Origin of the sequence: Silanimonas lenta DSM 16282, from assembly GCF_000429065.1 — a bacterium.
Classification (GTDB): Bacteria; Pseudomonadota; Gammaproteobacteria; order Xanthomonadales; family Xanthomonadaceae; genus Silanimonas; species Silanimonas lenta.
In genome coordinates this window covers 13,954-30,202 of sequence record NZ_AUBD01000005.1, presented here as the reverse complement: position 1 = coordinate 30,202, position 16,249 = coordinate 13,954, and the positions used below count along the sequence as shown (strand labels likewise).

General features: G+C 73.0%; 16 protein-coding genes and 1 pseudogene. 13 read left to right on the top strand and 4 right to left on the bottom strand.

All coding sequences use genetic code 11. From position 1 onward, the window contains the following. The first annotated feature begins 105 nt into the window (after positions 1–105). From G408_RS0102760 to rlmM, 4 genes are read left to right on the top strand one after another with little or no spacing between them, the layout of a single operon-like run. Positions 106–1,854 (top strand): glutamine--tRNA ligase/YqeY domain fusion protein, encoded by a 1,749-nt coding sequence (locus G408_RS0102760; protein ID WP_028769843.1) that lies wholly within the window; start codon positions 106–108, stop codon positions 1,852–1,854. 29 nt (positions 1,855–1,883) lie between these two features. Continuing rightward, the gene (locus G408_RS0102755) at positions 1,884–2,327 is read left to right on the top strand and encodes a hypothetical protein (protein WP_037412039.1); all 444 of its coding nucleotides are present in this window, start codon (positions 1,884–1,886) and stop codon (positions 2,325–2,327) included. Next, positions 2,327–2,884: a nucleoside deaminase gene (locus tag G408_RS0102750; RefSeq protein ID WP_028769841.1), complete on the top strand. Its 558-nt coding sequence runs from the start codon at positions 2,327–2,329 to the stop codon at positions 2,882–2,884. The genes G408_RS0102755 and G408_RS0102750 overlap by 1 nt, the downstream gene beginning before the upstream one ends. An 11-nt stretch (positions 2,885–2,895) precedes the next feature. Beyond that, the gene (gene rlmM, locus G408_RS0102745; RefSeq protein ID WP_028769840.1) at positions 2,896–3,984 is read left to right on the top strand and encodes a 23S rRNA (cytidine(2498)-2'-O)-methyltransferase RlmM; all 1,089 of its coding nucleotides are present in this window, start codon (positions 2,896–2,898) and stop codon (positions 3,982–3,984) included. A 16-nt stretch (positions 3,985–4,000) separates the two neighbouring features. Here the strand turns inward: rlmM and G408_RS0102740 are convergent, their stop codons facing one another. Together G408_RS0102740 and G408_RS0102735 are read right to left on the bottom strand one after the other, a co-directional pair. Beyond that, the gene (locus G408_RS0102740; protein WP_028769839.1) at positions 4,001–5,173 is read right to left on the bottom strand and encodes an FAD-dependent monooxygenase; all 1,173 of its coding nucleotides are present in this window, start codon (positions 5,171–5,173) and stop codon (positions 4,001–4,003) included. Continuing rightward, positions 5,170–6,372: an FAD-dependent monooxygenase gene (locus G408_RS0102735; protein ID WP_037412038.1), complete on the bottom strand. Its 1,203-nt coding sequence runs from the start codon at positions 6,370–6,372 to the stop codon at positions 5,170–5,172. The genes G408_RS0102740 and G408_RS0102735 overlap by 4 nt, the downstream gene beginning before the upstream one ends. A 100-nt stretch (positions 6,373–6,472) precedes the next feature. On the opposite strand from G408_RS0102735, the gene G408_RS0102730 reads away from it, so the two are divergent. Genes G408_RS0102730 through G408_RS0102720 form a run of 3 tightly spaced genes read left to right on the top strand, consistent with a single transcriptional unit; the run spans position 6,473 to position 8,530 of the window. Further along, positions 6,473–7,060, top strand: coding sequence for a hypothetical protein (locus G408_RS0102730; RefSeq protein WP_051282545.1), 588 nt, complete (start codon positions 6,473–6,475; stop codon positions 7,058–7,060). Between the two features lie 7 nt (positions 7,061–7,067). Next, the gene (locus G408_RS0102725) at positions 7,068–7,619 is read left to right on the top strand and encodes a cob(I)yrinic acid a,c-diamide adenosyltransferase (RefSeq protein WP_028769836.1); all 552 of its coding nucleotides are present in this window, start codon (positions 7,068–7,070) and stop codon (positions 7,617–7,619) included. Then, the gene (locus G408_RS0102720) at positions 7,619–8,530 is read left to right on the top strand and encodes a histone deacetylase family protein (protein ID WP_028769835.1); all 912 of its coding nucleotides are present in this window, start codon (positions 7,619–7,621) and stop codon (positions 8,528–8,530) included. Before G408_RS0102725 ends, G408_RS0102720 begins: the two co-directional genes overlap by 1 nt. A 27-nt stretch (positions 8,531–8,557) precedes the next feature. Here G408_RS0102720 and msrB read toward each other — a convergent pair whose 3' ends face one another. Beyond that, complete coding sequence (msrB, locus tag G408_RS0102715; protein ID WP_051282544.1) at positions 8,558–8,968, bottom strand: peptide-methionine (R)-S-oxide reductase MsrB; 411 nt, start codon at positions 8,966–8,968, stop codon at positions 8,558–8,560. Positions 8,969–9,040: 72 nt separating this feature from the next. Between msrB and lptD the strand changes: the two genes are divergently transcribed. The 6 genes and pseudogenes from lptD to G408_RS12830 form a co-directional block, all read left to right on the top strand. After that, entirely contained in the window at positions 9,041–11,272 is a 2,232-nt protein-coding gene (gene lptD, locus G408_RS12840) for an LPS assembly protein LptD (RefSeq protein WP_051282543.1), read from the top strand. A 38-nt stretch (positions 11,273–11,310) separates the two neighbouring features. Further along, the gene (locus G408_RS0102705; protein ID WP_028769833.1) at positions 11,311–12,624 is read left to right on the top strand and encodes a peptidylprolyl isomerase; all 1,314 of its coding nucleotides are present in this window, start codon (positions 11,311–11,313) and stop codon (positions 12,622–12,624) included. Between the two features lie 12 nt (positions 12,625–12,636). Next, a complete protein-coding gene (gene pdxA / locus G408_RS12835; RefSeq protein ID WP_051282595.1) occupies positions 12,637–13,632 on the top strand; it encodes a 4-hydroxythreonine-4-phosphate dehydrogenase PdxA in 996 nt (331 codons plus the stop codon). Next, positions 13,629–14,459 (top strand): 16S rRNA (adenine(1518)-N(6)/adenine(1519)-N(6))-dimethyltransferase RsmA, encoded by an 831-nt coding sequence (gene rsmA / locus G408_RS0102695; RefSeq protein WP_028769832.1) that lies wholly within the window; start codon positions 13,629–13,631, stop codon positions 14,457–14,459. Before pdxA ends, rsmA begins: the two co-directional genes overlap by 4 nt. Before the next feature lie 14 nt (positions 14,460–14,473). Further along, positions 14,474–14,854, top strand: a complete 381-nt coding sequence (gene apaG / locus G408_RS0102690; RefSeq protein ID WP_028769831.1) for a Co2+/Mg2+ efflux protein ApaG — start codon at positions 14,474–14,476, stop codon at positions 14,852–14,854. Continuing rightward, positions 14,854–15,776: pseudogene (locus tag G408_RS12830) on the top strand (symmetrical bis(5'-nucleosyl)-tetraphosphatase); the annotation flags it as partial. The gene apaG and the pseudogene G408_RS12830, both read left to right, overlap by 1 nt. Here the strand turns inward: G408_RS12830 and G408_RS12825 are convergent. Beyond that, positions 15,697–16,242 carry a dihydrofolate reductase gene (locus G408_RS12825; protein ID WP_211226644.1) on the bottom strand — a complete coding sequence of 182 codons (546 nt, stop codon included), beginning with the start codon at positions 16,240–16,242 and terminating at the stop codon, positions 15,697–15,699. The pseudogene G408_RS12830 and the gene G408_RS12825 sit on opposite strands and share 80 nt — an antisense overlap. Positions 16,243–16,249 lie beyond the last annotated feature (7 nt).

The window sequence follows — 16,249 nt, the reverse complement described above, 5'->3', positions numbered from 1 at the left end:
CCGGCTCCGGGCGTGGGCGACCCTGCCCCGGCCCGCCCGCACGCTACACTTCTGCCCCCTGCCCGGCCCTGCCGCGCATCCCTCCTCCGAGACCGCGTTGCCTCCATGAGCGAACCTTCCACCCCGGCTGCGGGCGAATCCGTCCCGGCGCGCAGCGACTTCATCCGCAACATCGTCCGCGAGGACCTCGCCAGCGGGAAGCACACGCACATCAATACCCGCTTTCCGCCCGAGCCCAACGGCTACCTGCATCTCGGGCATTCGAAGAGCATCTGCCTCAACTTCGGCATCGCCGCCGAGTTCGGCGGGCACTGCAACCTGCGCTTCGACGACACCAACCCCGAGAAGGAGGACGTGGAGTACGTCGAGGCCATCAAGGAGGACGTGCGCTGGCTGGGCTTCGAGTGGCACGAGCTGCGCCATGCCTCCGACTACTTCGAGGTGCTCTACCTCGCCGCCGAGCAGCTCATCCGCGAGGGCAAGGCCTTCGTCTGCGATCTCTCGGCCGAGGAGGTGCGCCAGTACCGCGGCACCCTCACCGAGCCCGGGCGCGAATCGCCGTTCCGCGGCCGCAGCGTGGAGGAGAACCTTGATCTCTTCCGCCGCATGCGCGCCGGCGAGTTCCCCGATGGAGCCTGCACCCTGCGGGCGAAGATCGACATGGCCTCGGGCAACATCAACCTGCGCGACCCGGCGCTGTACCGGATCAAGCACCTGCCGCACCAGAACACGGGCAAGGCGTGGTGCATCTATCCGATGTACGACTACGCGCACGCGCTCTCCGATGCCATCGAGGGCATCACCCACTCGCTGTGCACCCTGGAGTTCGAGGACCACCGCCCCCTCTACGACTGGGTGGTCGACAACGTGCGCCTGCACGAACGCCCCGAACTGCTGAAGCCGCTCACCGACCGGGGCCTGCCGAACGAAGCCGCAAGGCCTCGGCAGATCGAGTTCTCGCGCCTCAACATCAATTACACGGTGATGAGCAAGCGCAAGCTGCTCGCCCTCGTGAACGAGAAGCTGGTGGCCGGCTGGGACGACCCGCGCATGCCCACCCTGCAGGGCATCCGCCGTCGCGGCGTGCCGCCCGAGGCCCTGCACCTGTTCGCCGAGCGCGTGGGCATCTCCAAGCAGAACTCGGTGATCGACTTCTCGGTGTTCGAGGGCTGCATCCGCGACGTGCTCGATGCGAAGGCCGAGCGCCGGATGGCGGTGGTCGAGCCGCTGAAGGTCACCATCACCAACCTGGCCGAGGGCCATCGCGAGACCCTGCGCTTTGCCAACCATCCGAAGGACGCGGCGAAGGGCGAACGCGAGGTGCCGTTCTCGCGCACGCTCTGGATCGAGCGCGAGGACTTCATGGAAACGCCGGTGAAGGGCTTCCATCGACTCGTGCCCGGCGGCGAGGTACGGCTGCGCGGCGCCGGCATCCTGAAGTGCGAGGAAGTGGTGAAGAACGGCGCTGCCGTCGTCGAACTGCGCTGCACGCTCGACCCCGAAAGCCGCCCCGGTCGGGAAGGCGCCAACCGCAAAGTGAAGGGCACCATCCACTGGGTCTGCGCCGAGGCCGGCGTGCCGGCGGAGATCCGCCTCTACGACCGCCTGTTCTCGGTGGAGAACCCGGACGAGGACAGCGAGGGCAAGACCTACCGCGACCACCTCAACCCGGACTCGATCCGCGTGGTGCAGGGTTTCGTCGAACCCGCCGCCGCGGCCCTCGGCAACGAGGCCACGGTGCAGTTCGAGCGCCTGGGCTATTTCACCGCCGACCGCCACGACCACCGCCCGGAGCGCCCGGTGTTCAACCGCACCGTCACGCTGCGCGACAGCTGGGCCGGGAAGCCGGCCTGACCCCCCTCTCCCCCCCTGCCGGGCCCGCCATGCACGCTTCCACCCGATCGCTCGCTCGTCTCCTGGTCCCCTGGGCGCTGCTGTTCGCCCTGGCCGCCCTCACCGCCTGCGGCGCCGCGCAGTCCAGCGGGAATGCCGTGCCGCCGGCAGCCGCGGCGGAACGCGCCGCGTCCGGCGATGCCCCGGGCGAGCCCCTGCTGCGGCCGGATCCGGTGGGCGCCGCCGCGGCCGGCGAGGTGGATTACACCTGCCGCACCGACGCCGACTGCGCGGTGAAGGACGTGGGCAACTGCTGCGGCTACTACCCGGCCTGCGTGAACAAGGACAGCCCCACCTTCCCCGAGCAGGTGAAGGCCGAGTGCGAGAAACAGGGCCGGATGGCGGTCTGCGGCTTCCCCGAGATCGCCGCCTGCCAGTGCGTGCAGGGCCGCTGCGCCGCCGCGCCTGCCGAAGGCGGCGAGGTGCTGCGCTGATGCTCTACGCCCAGGTGCACCTCACCCTGCCGGCCTGGGTGCACGAGGCCGTGGACCCGGCCGCCGACTACCGCGACGACGACGCCAAGATGGCGCTGGCGATCCGGCTCTCGGCACTCAACGTGCGGCATGGCAGCGGCGGCCCCTTCGGCGCTGCCCTGTTCAACGCCGAAGGCCGGCTGCTTGGCGTGGGCGTGAACCGGGTGGTGCCGCACAGCAGCTCCATCGCCCATGCCGAGATGATGGCCTTCGCCACCAGCCAGCAACGCCTGCAGCAGTACCGGCTGAACGCCGCGGGCGGCCCGGTCACCCTCGCCACCTCCTCCCAGCCCTGCTGCATGTGCTACGGGGCCAGCGTCTGGGCCGGCATCGACCGCCTGCTGATCGGCGCCCGCGCCGAAGACGTGGAGTCGCTGGCCGGCTTCGACGAGGGCCCGCTGCCGGCCGACTGGCGCGGCGAGCTCGTGAAGCGCGGCATCGAGGTGATCACCGACCTGCGCCGTGACGAGGCCCGCGCCGTGCTCGCCGAGTATGCCCGCGGCGGCGTGGTCTACTGAACTGCGCGGCAATGGCGCGGACCCGCATCGAGCCCGCCCTGCTGGGCCTGGTGCGCCCCGGCTTCGAGCCGGAGCTGGCCGCCGAGTTCGGCCACCGCGCCGCCGCGGCCGGCCACTGGGGCCATGCCATGACCGAGCGCGGCAGCGGCCTCGTGCGCTTCGTCTCGCCCGAGGCGGCCGCCCTCGATGCCGCCCTGCCCTTCGATGGACTGATCTTCGCCCGCCAGAAGCTGCTCGGCCTTGCCCGCCTCGAGGGCCTCGATCCGGGCGACCGCATCAGCCCGCTGCTCGAGGCACTCGACACCGTGCGCGAAGCGGTCGTGGCCGCCCCGGGCGGCGCCCATTTCGGCGAACTGGTGGTCGAGCACAGCGACAGCGACGCGGGCCGCGCGCTCGCCGGGCTGGCGCGGGGCTTCGGCAATGCCCTGCGCCCGGCCCTGCGCAAGGCCGGCTGGCTCGCCGCCTCCGACGATGCACGGAAGCCGCGGCTGCACGTGCTGCTGCATTCGGGCACTGCGCTCGACCTTGCCAGCTCACGCCCCGGCGACCGCAGCCCCTGGCCCGGCGGCATCCCGCGCCTGCGCCAGCCCCCCCACGCCCCCAGCCGCAGCGCGGCCAAGCTGGACGAGGCGATCCACACCCTGCTCACCGCCGAGGAGCGTACTCAGCTGCTGCGCGAAGGCATGCGCGCCGCCGATCTCGGCGCCGCTCCCGGCGGCTGGACCTGGGTGCTGGTGCGCGCCGGCCTGCGGGTCAGCGCGGTCGACAACGGCCCGCTGAAGGAGCCGGTGCTCGGCCACCCACAGGTGGAGCACCTGCGCGCCGACGGCTTCCGCTGGCAGCCCGCCCGTCCGCTGGACTGGATGGTCTGCGACATGGTGGAGCAGCCACGCCGGGTGGCCGGGCGCATGGCGCAGTGGTTCCGCGAAGGCTGGTGCCGCAACGCCGTCTTCAATCTCAAGCTGCCGATGAAGAAGCGCTGGGAGGAAACCCGGTACTGCCTCGACCTGTTCCGCGCCGAGGCCGGCGAGCTGAAGGCCCTGCGGGCGCGCCAGCTCTACCACGACCGCGAGGAGATCACGGTGTTCGCGCGGCGCTGAGCGCCCCCCAGCGCCGCTACAGGCCCGCCGCCCGGCGCCAGAGCAGGCGGTTGACGGGCGGCAGATTGGCCGCTGCCAGCACCCAGCCGCGCAGGGCGGTGGGCAGCGGCGCATCGTTGCCGTAGACGCGGTGGATGGCCTCGAAGGCATGGGCCGCCACGGTGTTCTCGCTCACGCGCTGCGGCGCCCAGCGCTGCAGCACGGTGTCGGAGAGCGCTTCGCGGCGTTTAGCCTTCGCCGCATCGATGCCGTCGAGCAGGCCGGCCACGTCGCGCAGGCCGAGGTTCACCCCCTGCCCGGCCAGCGGGTGCACGCCGTGGGCGGCATCGCCGAGCAGGGCCACGCGCCCATCGAGCATGCGTTCGGCGAGCAGCCGCCGGAGCGGGAAGGCCACGCGCTCGCTGTCGAGGGTGAGCGGGCCCAGCACCCGGTCGCTGGCGCGGCCGAGCTCGGCCTCGAAGCGCCCGGGCGCGAGGGTGAGCAGGCGCTCGGCCTCCGCGTCCGGCAGCGACCAGACGATCGAGATCCGCCCTTCGGCACAGGGCAGCAGGGCCAGCGGGCCGGTGGGCAGGAAGCGCTGCCAGCAGGTGTCGCGGTGCGGCTTTCCGGGGCGGAGGTAGGCCACGAGGCCGCGGGCGCGGTAGTCGTGCTCGCGGGTGCCGATGCCGCGCAGGGCGCGCACCCGCGAGTGCAGGCCGTCGGCGCCGAACAGCCGGGCAGCGGCGAGGCGGCGGCCATCGGCCAGCACCGCGACCACGCCGCTCTCGCCCTCCTCGATCGCCTCCAGGGCCGCGCCGGTGGCGCAGGGCACGCCAGCCGCGGCCAGCGCCGCCCACAGCCGGTCCACCAGCAGGCCATGCTCGACGATGTGGCCGAGCCGGGGCACGCCCAGCGCCCCGGTGTCGAAACGCAGCGGGCGCCCGCCGCCGGCATCCCAGACCTGCATGCCGGTGTAGGCCTGGGCCCGCGCCCCGCGCACCGCCTCCCAGACCCCGAGCCGGGCGAGCAGGGCCTCGCTGTCCGGGGCGATGGCATAGACCCGGAGGTCGGGCCGCGCCGCCTGCCAGGGCGCGGGCGCCTTCACCTCCACCAGCGCCACCGCAAGGCCGCGCTGGCGCAGGCCGAGGGCCAGGGCGGCGCCGACGATGCCGCCGCCCACCACCAGGGCATCGAGGCGCTCGCGGCTCATGCCAGCACCTCGGCGGCACGCGGCACCCCGGGGCGGTAGCCCATGGCGCCGGTGAGGAAGCGGGCGCGCAGGCCGGCATCGAGGTTCAGGGCGGCAAAGCCGAGGCTGCGGCCAAGCCGGTGCAGGGGGCCCGTGCCGGCCGTGGCCCGGGCCAGGCCATCGCTCAGGGCCAGGGTGGCCTCGCGGTCCTCGCGGCGGGCCTCGGCATAGGCGGCCAGAAGGGCGTCCGCGCCGGGGTCCGCGGCGCCGCGCAGCAGGCCCGCCAGGGTGAGGGCATCGCGCAGGCCGAGGTTGAAGCCCTGGGCGCCGATCGGGTGCAGGGTCTGCGCGGCATTGCCCACCAGCACCAGCCGCTCGGCCACCAGCCGCGCGGCCACCACCCGGTGCAGCGGCCAGGCGCTGCGCGCGCCCACCTCGAGCACGCGCCCGGCGCGCCAGCCGAAGCGGCGCTGGAAGTAGGCCGCATACCCGGCGTCGTCCAGCGCCAGCACCGCCGCGGCCTCGGCCGTGGCCACGCCGCAGAGCGCGCCGTGGCGACCCCCGGCCATCGGCAGCAGGGCGCAGGGCCCGTGGTCGGTGAAGCGCTCGAAGGCCGTGCCCTCGGGAGCGGCGGACAGCCGGGCCGAAGTGACGATGAGGGTCTGGCCGTAGTCATGGCGCGCCACCTCGATGCCGGCCGCCCCGCGCAGGGGAGAGGCGCTGCCATCGGCGGCCACCACCAGCCTGGCCTGCCAGGTCTCGGCGGGTCGGCCCTCGGGCAGCACCCGCAGGCGGCGCCCGCCGCCGTCCACCCCATCCGCTTCGGCACGGCCGCGCACCCGGACCAGCCCCGGCAGGGCGGTGAGCGCCTGCTCGAGGGCCGCACCGAGCTCGCCCGCCAGCACCACGCCGCCGAAGGCTTCGCGCCCCAGTTCGGCGGCCTCGCAGCGCAGCTGGCCGAAATCGCCTTCCCGGCTCACGTGCAGGCGGCGGATGGGGGTGGGCGGAACCGGCAGCCGGGAGAGCACGCCCAGGGCGGCGAGGGTGTCGAGGCTGGCGGCCGCGAGCGCCAGCTTGCGCGGGTCGGCCGTGAGCGGCACCGGCCCGCTGCCCGCATCCACCAGGGCGACCGAGCGCCCCTGCGGCACCAGCAGGCAGGCGAGGCTCGCCCCCACCAGCCCGCCACCCACGATCACCACGTCGAACTCGCGCGTTTCCATGCCGCCTAGGATACGCCCCGGCGCCCGCCGCCCGGGCGCAGCCCGCGCCCCCTTGGGCTAGACTTCGTCCTCTGTCATCCGTTCGCTCCGACTGCCGCCCATGCGCCTTGCCCTCCGACACGCACTCGCCGTGTTCGCCTTCCTCGCCCTCGTGATGGCCGCCACCCGCGCCCACCACTTCGGCGCCGTGCCCGATGCCTCCTGGGCGGTGTTCTTCGCCTCCGGCGTCTACCTGGCGGGCCACCAGCGCTGGGCCTTCCCGGCCCTGATGGCGCTGGCCGTGGCGGTGGACTGGCAGGTCATCTCGGCGAGCGGCGTGGATTTCTGGAACCACTACTGCGTCTCGCCGGGCTACTGGTTCCTGCTGCCGGCGCATGCGGCGCTCACCCTGGCCGGCCAGTGGGCCGCCGCCCGGGGGCTCGCGCCGCGCTGGAGCCTTCTGGGCCGCCTCGCCCTGGCCCTGTTCGTGGGCGCCAGCCTCTGCCACCTGTTCGCCCAGGGCGGCTTCTACTGGTTCAGCAGCAGCGTGGCCGAGCCGAGCCTCGCCGGCTGGGCCAAGAACTACGCCGACTGGTGGCCGGCCTACCTCACGGTGGCCTTCGCCTGGGTGGGCATCGGCGCCGCCCTGCATCTCGCCCTCGCGCCGGCCTTCGCCCGCCTCGCCCCGGCCGGCCACGCCCCGCGCTGAAGACCGCATGGGCAACCGGCTCTCGAAGATCTACACCCGTACCGGCGACGACGGCAGCACCGGCCTCGGCGACGGCTCGCGGGTGGCCAAGGACTCCGCCCGGGTCGCGGCCTACGGCACGGTGGACGAGGCCAACAGCGCCATCGGCCTCATCCTCGCCTGCGAGATCCCGGAGCCCGTGCGCGAGGTGCTGGTGGCGGTGCAGCACCAGCTCTTCGACCTCGGCGGCGAGCTGTGCATCCCCGGCCATGCCGCCATCCAGGACGCCGACATCGAGCGTCTGGAGCAGGTGCTGGACCGATTCAACGCCGACCTGCCGCCGCTCAAGGATTTCATCCTGCCCGGCGGCGGCCTCGCCGCGGCGCATGGCCACCTCGCCCGCACCATCGTCCGCCGCGCCGAGCGCGAGGTGGTGACGCTCTCGCACCACGACGCGGTGCGGCCGCAGGCCATCCGCTACCTCAACCGGCTCTCCGACCTGCTCTTCGTGCTCTGCCGCGTGCTGGCCCGTGCCAGCGGCCATGGCGAAGTGCTCTGGAACCACGAACGCCGGCGCTGATGCGCGTCTACACCCACCCCGCCTGCCTCGCCCACCAGCCCGGCCCCGGCCACCCGGAGAGCCCGGCGCGGCTGGCGGCGGTGCTCGAAGCCCTGCGCGCCGCCTTCCCCGACCTCGACTGGCGCGAGGCCCCGGCCGCGCGCCGCGAGCAGCTCGCGCGCGCCCATTCCCCGGCCCTGCTCGCCCGGGTGCTGGACGCCCGCCCCGAGGCCTGGCCGCACCGCCTCGACGAGGACACCCTGATGTCGGCCGACTCGGCCGAGGCCGCGCTGCGCGCCGCCGGCGCCGTGGTGGCGGCGGTGGATGCGGTGCTGGGCGGCGAGGTGGGCCAGGCCTTCTGCGCCGTGCGCCCCCCCGGGCACCATGCCACCCGCGACACCCCGATGGGCTTCTGCCTGCTCAATGGCGTGGCGGTGGGCGCGGTGCATGCCCTGGAGGCCCATGGCCTCGCCCGGGTGGCGGTGGTGGATTTCGACGTGCACCACGGCAACGGCACCGAGGACATCGCCCTGCGCGAACCGCGCCTGCAGTACGTCAGCTCGCACCAGGCTCCGCTCTACCCCGGCACCGGCCTCGAGGACCAGGGCGCGCGGGTGCTGAACGCTCCGCTGCCGCCGCGCTGCCCCGGCCTCGCCTTCCGCGAGGCTTGGCGCGAGCGCCTGCTGCCGGCCATCGACCGCTTCGCCCCGCAGCTGATCCTCGTCTCGGCCGGTTTCGACGGCCACCGTCTCGACCCGCTGGCCGATCTCGAGCTCGGCCCCGAGGACTACCGCTGGCTCTCGGCCGAGCTGGCCGCGCTGGCCCGCCGCCACTGCGGCGGCCGCCTCGTCTCGGTGCTCGAGGGCGGCTACAGCCTCACTGCCCTGCGCGAGTGCAGCGTGGCCCATCTGCGCGGCCTGCAGGCCGCCTGAGGAAGGTTCAGGGCACGCCGCCCGGGCTCAGCGCGGCCGGAAGTCGAGCGCCGCCGAATTGATGCAGTAGCGCAGGCCGGTAGGTGGCGGGCCGTCCGGGAAGACATGGCCGAGGTGCGAGGCGCAGCGCGCGCAGTGCACCTCGATGCGGTGCATGCCATGCGAATGGTCTTCCCTCGCCCCCACGGCGCTGCGCTCCACCGGCCGGGTATAGCTCGGCCAGCCGCTGCCGGAGTCGAACTTCGCCGTCGAATCGAACAGCGCCGCGCCGCAGGCCACGCAGTGGTAGACCCCGTCCTCGTGGTGGTCCCAGTAAGCGCCGCTGAACGGCGGCTCGGTGGCCGAACAGCGGCAGACCGCGTACTGCTCGGGACTCAGGCGGGCACGCCATTCCTGCTCGCTGGCCGGCAGAGGGACCTCGGGTTCGGGGCCTTGCATGGTCTTGGGCGGGGCTCCCCGCGGCGCGGGATTTCCCGCAAGCTTAGCGCCCACTGCGTGAGAGGCCCGTCCGTGCCCCGATTCCCCCTGCACCCCCTCGCCTGTGCCCTGGCCTTCGCCCTGGCCCTGCCGGCCCGGGCCTCCGAGGTCCGCGACACCGGCCCGGCCTGGGCCCTGTGCAAGGCGCCCCCTGCCCTCGAGACCCTGCGCACCCTGCCTCCCGATGCCCCGCGCGCGCGCCGCGCCGATACCCCGGCGCGGATCCTCGCCGACCGTCTCGATGTCTCGGAGGCCAGGGTCACGACCTTCAGCGGCCGCGTGGAGCTGCTGCGTGCCGACCAGTGGCTGGGCACCGAAGGCCTGCGCTACGAGCACGAGGCCGGCACCTGGACCAGCCTCGCCCCGGTGCGCTTCGAGGACGAGGGCCTGCGGCTCACCGCCGAAGGCGCCGACGGCGACGAGGCCAACGACACCGTGCGCCTGCGCGATGTCACCTACCAGCTGAGCCAGGGCACCGAAGGCAATGGCGTGGCCGTGGCCGTGGTGCGCGAGGGCGAGCGCAGCACCTTCGCCGATGCCAGCTACTCCACCTGCCCGCCCGGACAGCGGCAGTGGGAACTGCGCGCCGCCACCATCGAGGTCGACGACGCTGCCGGGCGCGGCGTGGCCCAGGGCGCCAGCCTGCGCCTGGGCGGCGTGCCGGTGATGTGGCTGCCCTGGCTCAGCTTCCCCACCAGCGATGCCCGCCGCAGCGGCCTGCTCTACCCCCGGCTCGGCTACCGCGACCGCAACGGCATCGACTACGCCCAGCCGGTCTATCTCAATCTCGCACCGAACTACGACGCCACGATCACCCCGCGCTGGATGTCGCGCCGCGGCCTGATGCTGGGCACCGAGTTCCGTTACCTCGGGCTTGCCAGCGCCGGCATGCTGGAGGGCACCTGGTTGCCGGACGACGAACTCGCCGGACGCGACCGCGGCCTCTTCCGCTGGCAGCACACCACCCGCCTCGGTCCGCACTGGTCGGCCCAGGCCCTGCTGCAGCACGTCAGCGACCGCGAGTACCTGCGCGACTTCGGCGACGATCTCGGCCGCAACGCCCTCACCCTGCTGCCGAGCCAGATGAGCCTGGACGGCCGCGGCCGGCACTGGAGCACCTCGCTCTCGCTGGATCGCTGGCAGGCAGCCAACCCGGTGGTGGCGCCCGGCAGCGAGCCCTTCGCCCGCCTGCCGCGCCTGCGCTCGCACTGGCAGCAGCCGCTCCTGCCCTGGCTGGAGCTCGGCCTCCATGCCGAGGCCGTGCGCTTCGAGCATGAGGACCGCCCCGGCGGCCAGCGCCTCGACCTGATGCCCGGCCTCCGCCTCGACTTCGGTGGCCCGGCCTGGTTCTTCCGGCCGGAACTGGCCTGGCGCTACACCGGCTACTCCCTGGAGCGCGACCCGCTGGCCCCGGCCATCGACCGCAGCCCGAGCCGCAGCCTGCCGGTTGCCAGCCTCGATCTCGGCCTTGCCTTCGAGCGCCCGCTCACCCTGTTCGGCCGCGAGGCCATCCAGACCCTGGAGCCGCGCCTCTACTACCTGCGGGTGCCCTACCGCGACCAGGACGCCCTGCCGCTGTTCGATACCCAGCCGCTCACCTTCAGCTGGCCGGGCCTGTTCCGGCAGAACCGCTACTCGGGCGCCGACCGCCAGGCCGATGCCAACCAGGCCACGCTGGCCATCACCAGCCGCCTGCTCGATGGCGAGGACGGCCGCGAGCGCCTCTCGCTCAGCCTGGGCCGCGTGCTCTATCTCGACACGCCGCGCGTGCGGCTGCCCGGCGAGCCGCTGCCGGAGGGGGGCGGCTCGGCCTATGTCGGCGAGGCCGACTGGCGGGTCTCCGACCGCTGGAGCCTCTCGCTGGCCCAGCAGTGGCATCCGGGCAGCCGTGGCACCGAGCTCTCGGCGCTGCGCAGCCAGTGGCGCTTTGCCGATCGCGGCGTGCTGAACGCCAGCTACCGCTATCGCAAGGATCTGCTGGAGCAGGCCGACTTGAGCTTCACCGCCCCGATCGACGCCCACTGGCGCACCGTGGGGCGCTGGGTCTGGTCGCTGCGCGAGCGCCGCACCCTCGAGGCCCTGGGGGGCGTGGAATGGCGCAGCTGCTGCATGGCAGTGCGGGTCCTCGCCCGCGACTACATCCGCGACCTGAACGCCGAGCGCAACCTCGGCATCTACGTGGAGATCGAACTGAACGGCCTCGGCCGCTTCGGGCGCGATTCAGAGCGCCTGTTGTCCGATGGTATCCTCGGCTATACGCCCTAGATCCTGCGCAGCCGCGCGCCAGAGCCCGTTTCCGCCCCATGTCGAAGCCCTTCCTCGCCGGCCTGCTGGCCGCCAGCCTCGCCGCCTTCCTCCCGGCCCCCGCCCCTGCCCAGCTGCTCGGCGGCACCGGGGCCAGCGCCGGCCCGATCGACGGCATCGTGGCCGTGGTGGACGAGGACGTGATCCTGCGCTCCGAACTGGAACAGGCGGTGGCCAACGTGCGCCTGCAGTACCAGGGCCGCGAGAACCAGCTGCCGCCCGAGGACGTGCTGCGCCGCCAGGTGCTGGAGCGCCTGGTGCTGCTACGCCTGCAGGTGGCACGCGCCGAGGGCTCGGGCATCCGCATCGGCGATACCGAGCTCAACCAGACCATCCAGGGCATCGCCCAGCGCTCTGGCGGCACCGTCGAGCAGCTGCGCGCCTCGATCGAGGCCCAGGGCCTGAGCTTCGAGGACTACCGCCGCAGCGTGCGCGAGGAACTGCAGATCCGCCGCCTGCAGCAGCGCGTGGTGCAGAGCCGGGTGGTAGTGAGCGAGTCGGAGATCGACCAGCTGCTCGCGCAGCGCGATTTCGACAGCACCGAGTACCGGCTGGCCAACATCCTCGTCGCCCTGCCCGACGGCGCCACGCCGGAGCAGGTCGCCATCGCCGAGCAGAAGATCCGCGGCATCCGCAGCCTGATCGAGCGCGGCGAGATGGACTTCCGCGCCGCCGCCATCCGCTATTCCGACGACCGCAACGCCCTCGAGGGCGGTGATCTGGGCTGGCGCGAGCTGTCCTCGATCCCGCCGCGCTTCGCCGAGATCATCCAGTCCCTGCAGCCGGGCCAGTACACCGAGCCCCTGCGCGGCCCGAGCGGCTTTCAGATGGTGCAACTCGTGGAGAAGCGCCAGGCCGGCGCCCAGACCATCACCGAGTATCAGGCCGACCACCTGATGATCGCGGTGAACGACCTCGTCGGCGAGGAAACCGCCCGCCGCCGCATCGAAGAGCTGCGTGCGCGCATCCTCGCCGGCGAGGATTTCGCCAAGCTGGCGCGCGAGTTCTCCAACGACACCTTCAGCCGCAACCGAGGCGGCCGCCTCGACTGGTTCGCCGAAGGCAGCTTCGGCCCGGCCATCGCCGCCCAGCTCTCCGCCCTCGCCGACGGCCAACTCTCCGAGCCCTTCCGCACCGAGGCCGGCTGGCACCTGCTGCGCCGGGTGGCCAGCCGCCAGCAGGACGTGAGCGAGGAGAACCGTCGCGACCGCGCGCGCCAGATCATCGGCGAGCGCAAGGCGCAGGACGAGTTCGAGCGCTTCCTGCGCCAGCTGCGCGCCGACGCCTACGTCGAGTCGCGGCTCGGCGCCTGAACCGTGGCCAGCCTGCCGCGGCTCGCGCTGGTGCCCGGCGAGCCGGCCGGCGTCGGCCCCGAGCTCTGTGTCCGTATCGCCCAGGACGCCTGGCCCGCGCGGCTCGTGGCCTATGGCGACGGTGAGACCCTGCTCGCTGCCGCCCGCGCCCTCGGCCTGCCGCTGCGCCTCCTCGGCCCCGGCGAGGAAAGCGCCCCAGGCGAACTGCCCCTCGTCGAGCACGCCAATCCCCATGCCACACGCTTCGGCCATGCCGACCCCGGCAATGCCGCGGCCGTGGTCGGCGCCCTGCGCAGCGCCGCGGCCGATGCCCTGGCGGGGACGGTCGACGGCCTCGTCACCGGGCCGGTGCACAAGGCCAGCATCAACCGCGGCGGCATTCCCTACACCGGCACCACCGAACTGCTGGCCGAAGTGGCGAGCAGCGAGGTAGTGATGATGCTGGCCAGCCCGCGGCTGCGGGTGGCGCTGGCCACCACCCACCTGCCGCTGCGCGCCGTACCCGGGGCCCTCACCCCCGCCCTGCTGGAGCGGGTACTGCGCATCACCGACGCCGCCCTGCGCCGGGACTTCGGCCTGCCGGAACCCCGCCTTCGCGTGCTGGGCCTGAACCCGCATGCGGGGGAGTCGGGGGAACTGGGGCGCGAGGAGATCGAGGTGATCATCCCGGTGCTGGAACGCCTGCGCGGCGAGGGCCTGCGGCTCGAAGGCCCGCTGCCCGCCGACACCGCCTTCCTGCCGCAGCAGCGCGGGGCCTTCGACGCCGTGGTGGCGATGTACCACGACCAGGGCCTGCCGGTGCTGAAGGCGAGCGGCTTCGAGGAAGCCGTGAACCTCACCCTCGGCCTGCCCTTTCCGCGGGTGGCCGTGGACCACGGCACCGCCCTCGAACTGGCCGGCCGCGGCCTTGCCGACGCCTCCAGCCTGCGCCATGCGGTGGCACTCTGCGCCCGGCTGGCCGCCCGGCGCGCCGGCAGGCTACCCCACGATGAAGGAAGGCCCGCATGAGCCTCGAGGCCCACCGCCACAAGAAACAGCTCGGCCAGCATTTCCTCTCCAGCCCCGGTGTGGTCGAGAAGATCGTCCGGGCCATCGATCCCAAGCCCGGCGAGTTCCTGGTCGAGATCGGCCCCGGCGCCGGGGCCCTCACCTTCCCGTTGCTGCGCGCCCACGGCGAGCTCACGGTGATCGAGTTCGACCGCGACCTGATCGGGCCACTCGCCATCGAGGGCGCGAAGCACGGCCGGCTCACCATCGTCCACCGCGACGTGCTGCAGGTGGATTTCGGCAGGCTGGGCCAGGGCCACGACGTGGAAGGCCCGCTGCGCCTCGTCGGCAACCTGCCCTACAACATCTCCACGCCGATCCTGTTCCACGTCATGGAGCATGCGGAGGCGGTGAAGGACATGCATTTCATGCTGCAGAAGGAGGTGGTGGACCGCATGGCCGCCGCCCCGGGCAGCAAGACCTACGGCCGGCTCTCGGTGATGCTGCAGGCGGTGTGCCGGGTCACGCCGCTGTTCGACGTGCCGCCCGGCGCCTTCACGCCGCCACCGAAGGTGGATTCGGCCGTGGTGCGGCTGGTGCCGCGTCCGCCTGCCGAGGTGGGCGTGAAGGACGCCCGGCACTTCGCCCGCACCGTGGCGGCGGCTTTCTCGCAGCGGCGCAAGACCCTGCGCAATGCCCTCGCCCCGGTCTGCGGGCCCGAGGCCATCCGCGCCGCCGGCATCGATCCTGGCGCGCGCGCCGAGCAGGTACCGGTGCAGGCCTTCATCACCCTGAGCAACCAGCTTTCCGAAGCAGGGCTCTCGCCGCCGGAAGCCGCGCCGCTTTAAGTAGAATCGGCGCTATGCCGAACTCCCGCTATGCCATCTCGGTGGCCGTGGCCACCCGCTTCCTCGACGAGCAGAGCGCCCCCGAGGAGGGCCGCTACGTCTTCGCCTACACCATCCGCATCGCCAATGTCGGCGAAGTGGCCGCGCGCCTGCTCTCGCGCCACTGGCTGATCACCGATGCCAACGGCAAGGTGCAGGAAGTGCGCGGCGAGGGCGTGGTCGGCCAGCAGCCTTGGCTGAAGCCCGGCGCCGAGTTCGAATACACCTCGGGGGCGGTGCTCGAGACCTTCTGCGGGCAGATGCGCGGCAGCTACCAGATGCTGGCCGACGACGGCACCGAGTTCGATGCCGAGATCGCGCCCTTCGCGCTCAGCATCCCGCGGACCCTGCACTGATGGCGACCTATGCGATCGGCGACCTGCAGGGCTGCCATGACGTCCTGCTGCGCCTGCTCGACGCCATCCACTTCGACCCGGCGAAGGACACCCTGTGGTTCTGCGGCGACCTCGTGAACCGCGGCGGGCAGTCGCTGGAGACGCTGAAGCTGCTCCATGGCCTGCGCGAGCACATCGTGGTCACGCTGGGCAATCACGATCTCTCGCTGCTCGCCATCGCCGGCCGCCGCCCGGAGGAACAGCGCCGGGTGAACCCCGACCTGCAGCGGGTACTGTTCGACGACGAAGCCCCGGTGCTGCTCGACTGGCTGCGCCGGCAAAAGCTGATGCACGTGGACCGCAGCCTCGGCTTCGCCATGGTGCATGCCGGCCTCGCCCCGAAGTGGACGATCAAGATCGCCGAGGCCCGCGCCCGCGAGGTGGAAGAGAAGCTGCGCGGCGAGGCCGGGGCGCGGCTGCTCAAGAACATGTATGGCGACAAGCCGAACTGGTCGCCCAAGCTGGAGGGCATCGACCGCTGGCGGGCGATCATCAATGTGTTCACCCGCATGCGCTACTGCACGCCCGGCGGGCGCATCGCCTTCGACGAGAAGGGCCGGCCCGGCACCCAGAAAGCCGGGCTCTACCCCTGGTTCTCGGTGCCCGGCCACGTCGAGCGCGAACTGCCGATCGTCTTCGGCCACTGGAGCACCCTCGGCCTGTTCCAGGGCGTGGGCGTGCATGGCATCGATACCGGCGCGGTCTGGGGTGGCCGGCTCACCGCCCTCGAACTCGGCCCGGAACCGCGGGTGCACCAGGTGCCCGGCCGGATGGTCTCCGGCCCGCCGGCGGCGCAGGACTGATCAGCCCGCCCCGGTCCGCCGAACGTAATCGGCGAAACGGAAGGCGAAGGCATGCCGGGCGTCGGCCGGATGCGCCTCGCTGTCGGTCATGGTCCATTCGGAGGCGTCGAAGCGCGGGAACCAGGCATCGGCGTCTTCTACCCGGGTCTCCACCCAGGTGAGGTGCAGACGGCGTGCCAGCGGCAGGGCCTGGGCATAGACCTCGCCGCCGCCGATCACCATCAGGGTAGGACCGCGGGTCGAGGCTCCCGCGGCCACCTCCGGAACGGTGGCGCCCATGGCCGCCACGGTACGCAGCGCCGCATCCATCGACGGCACCGGCTCCATGCCCGCGAAGGGCACGCGGCCGCTGCGCGTCAGCACGAGATTGCGCCGCCCGGGCAGGGCCCGGCCCAGCGATTCGGCGGTTTTCCGGCCCATGAGCAGGGGATGGCCCAGCGTCAGCGCCTTGAACCGCCTGAGATCGTCGGGCAGCGACCAGGGCAGGGCGTTGCCGCGGCCGATGGCGAAATCCCGGTCCAGCGCGGCGACCAGGGCGATGTCGATGCCTGCG